Below are 6,375 nucleotides of genomic sequence, written 5' to 3'. Positions count from 1 at the left end.
CCGCCTTCTTCGATGAATTGATGTCCAGAACGCCTGCCAGCACCATCGGCTGGTTGGCCACCACGCCCACGGTGCGCCCTTCGACACGCCCGAAACCGATGATGATGTTGCCCGCATGTTTGGGCTGCACTTCAAAGAAATCGCCTTCATCCACCGTCTTGCGGATGACTTCGTGCATGTCATAGGGCTGCGTGGCCGATGCAGGGACGATGCTGTCGAGGCTCGGCTCCAGCCGGTCATAAGGATCGGACGTGGGCCGTTCGGGCACGTCCTGAAGGTTCGACAGCGGCAGAAAATCAAAGAAATCGCGCGCCGCCAGCAGCGCTTCGATATCGTTTTCCAGCGCAAGGTCGGCCACCGAAGTCTTGGTCGTGTGCGTCACCGCGCCGCCCAGTTCTTCCTGCGTGACGATCTCGTTCGTCACCGTCTTCACCACGTCAGGACCGGTCACGAACATATAGCTGCTGTCCTTCACCATGAAGATGAAGTCGGTCATGGCAGGCGAATAAACCGCACCGCCCGCGCAAGGCCCCATGATGAGCGAAAGCTGTGGCACCACGCCCGATGCCAGCACGTTGCGCTGGAACACTTCGGCATAACCGCCAAGCGACGCCACACCTTCCTGAATGCGCGCACCGCCCGAATCGTTCAGCCCGATCACCGGCGCACCGACTTTCAACGCCATATCCATGATCTTGCAGATCTTCTGCGCGTGACGTTCAGACAGCGAACCGCCGAACACGGTGAAATCCTGGCTGAACACATAGACCAAGCGGCCATTGATCGTGCCCGATCCGGTCACCACGCCATCGCCCGGAATCACCGTATCCGGCATTCCGAAATCGACGCAGTTGTGTTCGACATACATGTCGACTTCTTCGAAGCTGCCTTCGTCTAGCAGAACATCAAGCCGTTCACGCGCGGTCAGCTTGCCCTTGGCGTGCTGTGCGTCGATGCGCTTTTGCCCGCCACCCAGCCGCGCGGCTTCCCGGCGCTTTTCCATCTCGGCAATATTGGCGGACATTCCGGCACCCTCTCTTGAACGGTGAGACTCAAATCTGCTGCCCGGCTCCGGCCCGTTCCCCCTCCCCGGGGCGCGGGCCGGAGCCGTGCCCGCACCCAGCCCGACAGGCGGGCCGACTTGCGGATCGGCATTCCAACTGCGCCAGCACGCTTGCCAAGTCCAATGTTATTCTGCAAACTTGCGAAGGATCACTTTGCAAATTGGGGCGGAAAAATATGGCGCGCAGGCGCTTGTTTGCAGGCGAGCAACTTAAGACCCTGCGCACCACGCGAAAGCTGCGGCAGGGCGAGATGGCCTCGCTTCTTGGCATCAGCGCGTCCTATCTCTCGCAAATCGAGAATGACGAGCGCCCCCTGACCCCGGCGCTGACCGATCGCCTGCAGCAGGCTTTCCCCGTAGACTGGCAGGATTTCGCCGCAGACCGCGTGGAACCGGTCCTTGCCGCGCTTCGCGATGCCACTGCAGCGCCTCAACTGGGCCTGATGCTCCCCGGCGAACAGGTAGAGCGCGTGGCAGAACAGTATCCAGCATTCGCGCAGGCCTTTGCCCAGTTGTGGGACCAGCACCGCCGTTCGGTCCAGCGGCTCGAAGCCATCGATGAGGCGCTGGGTTCCGACAATGTTTCAGGCGGTCGCCTGCCGTGGGAGGAAGTGCGCGACTGGTTCCACCACGCCAATAATTATGTCGATAGCATTGACCGCGCTACCGAACGTCTCGCGGTGCGCCTGTCTGGCACCGGCATGTCGCCCACGATGGGGCAGATGGCGATCTGGCTGGAAAGTCGGGGCATTGCGGTTGAGCAGATCAGTGGCGGTGCGATGCGCCGTTTCGATCCCGATGCCCGCCGCCTGACGCTCGACCCCAATCAACCCATCGAAAGCGGTCGCTTCCAGATGGCGTACCAACTGGCAGCAGAAGCACTCCGCGAGGAAATTGCGGCCATCGTATCCGAAGCAACCTTGCAATCCGCCGCCGCGCGCCAGTTGCTTACTGTCGGCCTTGGCAACTACGCGGCAGGCGCGCTGATCATGCCTTATGAATGGTTCCGCACCCGCGCCCGCACAATGCGCCATGATATCGATCAGTTACGCCAGCTTTTCGGTGCAAGCTTCGAACAGGTGTGCCACCGCCTGTCCACGCTGCAACGCCCGCAAGCGCGTGGAATCCCGATGTTCTTCTGCCGCGTAGACATGGCAGGCAACATCACCAAACGTCACTCTGCTACCCGCCTGCAATTTGCCCGTTTCGGTGGCGCCTGTCCGCTTTGGGTAGTCCACGAAGCCGTCGCCATCCCGGACCGTATCCACGTGCAGGCCGCAGAAATGCCCGATGGTGTTCGCTACGTCTCGATTGCCAAAGGGCTGGTCAAGCCATCTGGCAGCTTCTACCGCCCGCCACGCCGCTATGCCGTGGCGCTGGGCTGCGAAGCGGCGCTTGCGGACGAATTCATCTATGCGGATGGCCTGAACCTCGCCCGACCGGAAGCGGTAACTCGCATCGGCATTTCATGCCGCATCTGTCCGCGCGACAAGTGCGACCAGCGCGCCTTTCCGCCCAGCGACCGCGCCATCGTGGTCGATCCGCATTCGCGCGATCTGGTGCCTTATGGCATTACTGATCTTTAAGCGATCAAGCCACCCGATGTACGGCAAGCACTGATTGCGCCCCCGCAAACATCTCTTCAACCGCACCAGAAACAGCAGCCTTCATCATATCGGAATTGATATGAAAGGCCTGCGGGAATGCGGTGTAATCCACTGAAAGCACCGCAATCTGCTTCAGCTCATCGAGCCAGCGTTCAGGATCAGGGGATGGCCGCGCCATCTGCGGCAGAAGGGTGGAAATCAGCACACGCATGGTATTGAGGTGAATCGCCAAAGCAGCCAAGCCCGCTTCGCGATTGCGATCTTCAACCACCATTTGCGCGCCCTTTTATCTATTATTCAGCATATTTTCACGCTGGAAAGCATATTATGCACAAACCGTCAATGCGCCACGATCCGCAAAAGGCAACGCCTCCCTCGCAGTTTTGCGAAGGAGGCGCATAACATCAGCTAACCTGCTGAATTAGCGAAACTGGCTTTCTGGTTTATTCGCCATCCTTTTCCAGCTTGGCGAGCGCACGCGCAGCAGCATCCCTGCCGCCAAGGCCAAACGCCAATGCGCCAGCCGCCGCTCCACCCACGACCAGAGCGCCGAACGCCATTTCGATGATGCTGTCTGCAATGCCCATATACTTCAGGCCCATCGCCACGAAGAGCACAATGGTGGCATATCTTACAACGATAGGGCCAATACCGTCGCCAGCAGCGCCACCCACCAGCTTGGATAGCATGTTGGCGATCAGGAAACCGGCAGCGATGATCACGCCACCGAAGATCACGCTACCGCCCAACGTCAGCACTTCGTTGACCAGCGCGGTCAGTTCAGGAAAGTTGAGCAGGCGGGTGGCGGCAATGGCCGACACCAGCATGATCGCCACCATCACCACCTTACCAACAACGGTTGAGACCGAAGTGCCTTCGGGCAGAATGCCAAGAGCAGCAACCGAACGGTCTACACCAAGGCTCGGCAACAGATCTTCGACCAGAGCCGCAACCCAGCGGCCCAGTGCATAGCCCAACCCCAACAGGATCGCCGCGCCGATGATATTCGGAATGGCGCGCAGAATGGTCTGCAACATGCCCACCAACGGATCACTGATCGAGGAAATCTGCAATGCCTGCAGGGCCGCGATTGCGACAGGTACGATAATCAGAACATAGACCACGGTGCCGATCGTCTTGCTGATCGATGCGTTGCCGGTCACCTGCTCGACGCCGCCCTTGTTTGCCCAACGGTCGAAGTTGACGGTGAGCATCGCGGTTTCGACGATCTGCCTGACAATTCCGGCAATCATCGAGCCGACGAAGAAAATGATGGCGGCGCCCGCAATGTTCGGGATGAAGCCCATCACATCGTTCAGCAGGGTTTGCACCGGCCCGGTCACGCTGCCCAGATTGAGCACGTTGAGCACGGCGATAAGGCCGAACAGCCAGACAACCAGTGAAACGATCTTGCCCAACGACGCGCCAACCGATTCGCCCGATCCGGTATTGCGCTGAAGGAATGCGATGCGGTTCACCAGTTTGGCGAATGCCCACTTTGCGGCCTTGGCCAGCGCCCAGGTTACAACCAGAATTACCAATACTGACAGAGCCTTCTGCCCGTATTGAAAGGCTAACTCCCGATCAAAGTGACCTTGCGCAAATTGTAGTCCTGCCATGTTTACCCCCAAACATATGCGCGTCCAACGCACGACCGCTGCATTTCAGCGACAATTGGGGTTAAACTTCCCGAAGGTTCCAATCAAAAGCATTCCCATCCAAATCAGCTTGCAAGATGTAAAATCTTCTTTCGTCAATCTGGACTGCAAAAACTCATTTTAAAACAAGGATAACTTGCAATTTAAATTTGCTATAGTCTGTCAGGGCAAACGCCAAGCATTTGCCCTGCCAAGATAATTCAGGATATCTGTCAAGCGCCCGGATTGGGTGCGAAAGCGCAGATCTTGTTGCCATCGGGATCGCGCAGATAGGCACCATACTGCTGCCCCGGCGAATTTTCGCGAACGCCCGGCGCGCCTTCGCAGGTCCCGCCATTGGCAAGCCCTGCCGCGTGCCACGCATCCACCACGCCCGCATCTGCCGCCTTGAAGCCCAGCGTGTAGCCGTTCGAAACGCTGTGCGCTTCGCCGTTGGCTGGTGTTGCCACGATCAGCGACCCGGCAGCCGAAGGGAAAGCCGTGCCATGCGGCAGCGGTACGGCAGTTTCATGGCCCAGCGCGCTCATCACCGCAGTGTAGAAACCGCGTGATTTTTCAACGTCGTTGGTGCCAAGAAAGGTGTGCGTGAACATCTGTCTCTCCGTCCATAAATGTTATTGAACCAAACAATCTTTGCCCAATTCAATCCCGAACGTCGAGGGCAAATCGTCAGAACCCGAATTGTCAGAACGTCGTCTCGTTCTCCAGCGGCGCATCAGCCCTGTGCGCCTGCGCAAAGCCTTCCGCCTCGCGCATCACGCGCAGCATGTTGCGACTCGACAGTTTTTCAAGATCAGCCTGCGACCAGCCCCGGCGGGCCAGTTCCGAAAACAGTGCCGGGTAACACGAAACGTCGTCCAGCCCCGCTATGGTTGCGTCCACGCCATCAAGATCGCCGCCCAGCCCCACATGATCCGCGCCAATCAGCCGCGCGATATGGTCGAGATGATCCGCCACATCCGCGATGCTGCCGCGCGGCATGGGGTTGGCCTTGTCCCATTTGGCCAGCGCCGCCGTCTCAACCTCGGGCGCACCGCGATGCAATGCCTTGAGACGCGCCACTTCGGCCTCGCGCGATGCCGACCACTGCCTTGCCGCCTCCATCACATAGGGCGGATAGAAGTTGACCATCACGATGCCGCCCCGCGTCCCGATCAGCCGAAGCGTATCGTCAGAAACATTGCGCGCATGACCGTTGATCGCGCGCGCATTGGAATGACTTACCATCGGGGGCGGGCCTTCCAGCGTCAGCACATCGCGCATCGTCGCCTCGCTCACATGCGCAAGGTCCACCAGCATTCCGAGACGGTGCATTTCACGCACCACCTTTTCACCAAAGGGCGTCAGCCCGTCATGCGAAGGCGCATCGGTTGCGCTATCGGCCCAGGCGGTATTCCTGAAATGGGTTAGCGTCATATAGCGCGCGCCCAGTGCGTGCATCTGGCGCAACACGGCCAGCGACCCGCCAATCGAATGCCCGCCTTCCATGCCGATCAAGGACGCGATGCGCCCCGCCTTCCACGATGCCTCAACGCAACGCGCATCGGTGCAGAATTGCATGTCCGCAGGGTAGCGCGCGATCAACCGCCGCATGACATCGATCTGTTCCAGCGTGGCCTGCACGGCCTGAGGTTCTGGCAAGTTGGCCGAAACATAAACCGACCAGAACTGCGCCCCCACCCGTCCATTTCGCATCCGGGCAAGGTCCGTCATCATCGGGGGGACGCCTTTGGTTTCGTCACCAGTGTTCCGCGTGTCGTGGAAATCGAAACCTTCAAGCACGTCTTTGCGACGATCCCGCAATTGTTCGGGCACGTCATTGTGACCATCGAAAACCGGGGTTGCACGCAAGGCAGCATCCGCCACGCCATCGGGGTGGCGCGCGGGCGGAGCAGCAGCAGCGATCAGCGTGAAAGCAAGCGGGACGAACAGGATGGAGCGGTTCATACCCGCCATCCTGCCGCAAATCCCGCTTTGCTCAAAGATCCTTACGCAGCGGCAAAAGCAGAAGCTCAGCGACCACTGACCCCGCAGTGTGGGTTTTCAT

The 6,375-nt window shown here is 59.5% G+C and carries 6 protein-coding genes; 1 reads left to right on the top strand and 5 read right to left on the bottom strand.

The window, feature by feature from the left end; genetic code table 11:
* The coding region (locus ACOVQ0_RS04790; protein ID WP_421880810.1) for an acyl-CoA carboxylase subunit beta at window positions 1-1,024 on the bottom strand (1,024 nt) is incomplete at its 3' end.
* A 215-nt stretch (window positions 1,025-1,239) separates the two neighbouring features.
* On the opposite strand from ACOVQ0_RS04790, the gene ACOVQ0_RS04785 reads away from it, so the two are divergent.
* Window positions 1,240-2,649 carry a helix-turn-helix domain-containing protein gene (locus tag ACOVQ0_RS04785; protein WP_421880807.1) on the top strand — a complete coding sequence of 470 codons (1,410 nt, stop codon included), beginning with the start codon at window positions 1,240-1,242 and terminating at the stop codon, window positions 2,647-2,649.
* Window positions 2,650-2,653: 4 nt separating this feature from the next.
* Here the strand turns inward: ACOVQ0_RS04785 and ACOVQ0_RS04780 are convergent, their stop codons facing one another.
* The 4 genes from ACOVQ0_RS04780 to ACOVQ0_RS04765 all read right to left on the bottom strand — a co-directional run bounded on the left by ACOVQ0_RS04780 (window position 2,654) and on the right by ACOVQ0_RS04765 (window position 6,275).
* Window positions 2,654-2,941, bottom strand: a complete 288-nt coding sequence (locus ACOVQ0_RS04780; RefSeq protein ID WP_421880804.1) for a hypothetical protein — start codon at window positions 2,939-2,941, stop codon at window positions 2,654-2,656.
* A 172-nt stretch (window positions 2,942-3,113) separates the two neighbouring features.
* Window positions 3,114-4,211: a mechanosensitive ion channel gene (locus ACOVQ0_RS04775; protein WP_421880802.1), complete on the bottom strand. Its 1,098-nt coding sequence runs from the start codon at window positions 4,209-4,211 to the stop codon at window positions 3,114-3,116.
* Window positions 4,212-4,540: 329 nt separating this feature from the next.
* Window positions 4,541-4,921 carry a VOC family protein gene (locus tag ACOVQ0_RS04770; RefSeq protein WP_421880799.1) on the bottom strand — a complete coding sequence of 127 codons (381 nt, stop codon included), beginning with the start codon at window positions 4,919-4,921 and terminating at the stop codon, window positions 4,541-4,543.
* 91 nt (window positions 4,922-5,012) lie between these two features.
* Complete coding sequence (locus ACOVQ0_RS04765) at window positions 5,013-6,275, bottom strand: dipeptidase (protein WP_421880796.1); 1,263 nt, start codon at window positions 6,273-6,275, stop codon at window positions 5,013-5,015.
* Window positions 6,276-6,375 lie beyond the last annotated feature (100 nt).

The organism is Novosphingobium sp. (genome assembly GCF_049240505.1).
In the GTDB taxonomy this organism is placed as follows: domain Bacteria; phylum Pseudomonadota; class Alphaproteobacteria; order Sphingomonadales; family Sphingomonadaceae; genus Novosphingobium.
The sequence above is the reverse complement of the archived record's forward strand: the minus strand, read 5'-3'. Positions and strand labels throughout refer to the sequence as shown.

What these genes read in the sequence shown, in the direction of transcription:
- ACOVQ0_RS04785 (WP_421880807.1), top strand. Translation starts at nt 1,240, where the DNA reads ATGGCGCGCAGGCGCTTGTTTGCAGGCGAGCAACTTAAGACCCTGCGC.
- ACOVQ0_RS04770 (WP_421880799.1), bottom strand. Translation starts at nt 4,921, where the DNA reads ATGTTCACGCACACCTTTCTTGGCACCAACGACGTTGAAAAATCACGC.
- ACOVQ0_RS04765 (WP_421880796.1), bottom strand. Translation starts at nt 6,275, where the DNA reads ATGAACCGCTCCATCCTGTTCGTCCCGCTTGCTTTCACGCTGATCGCT.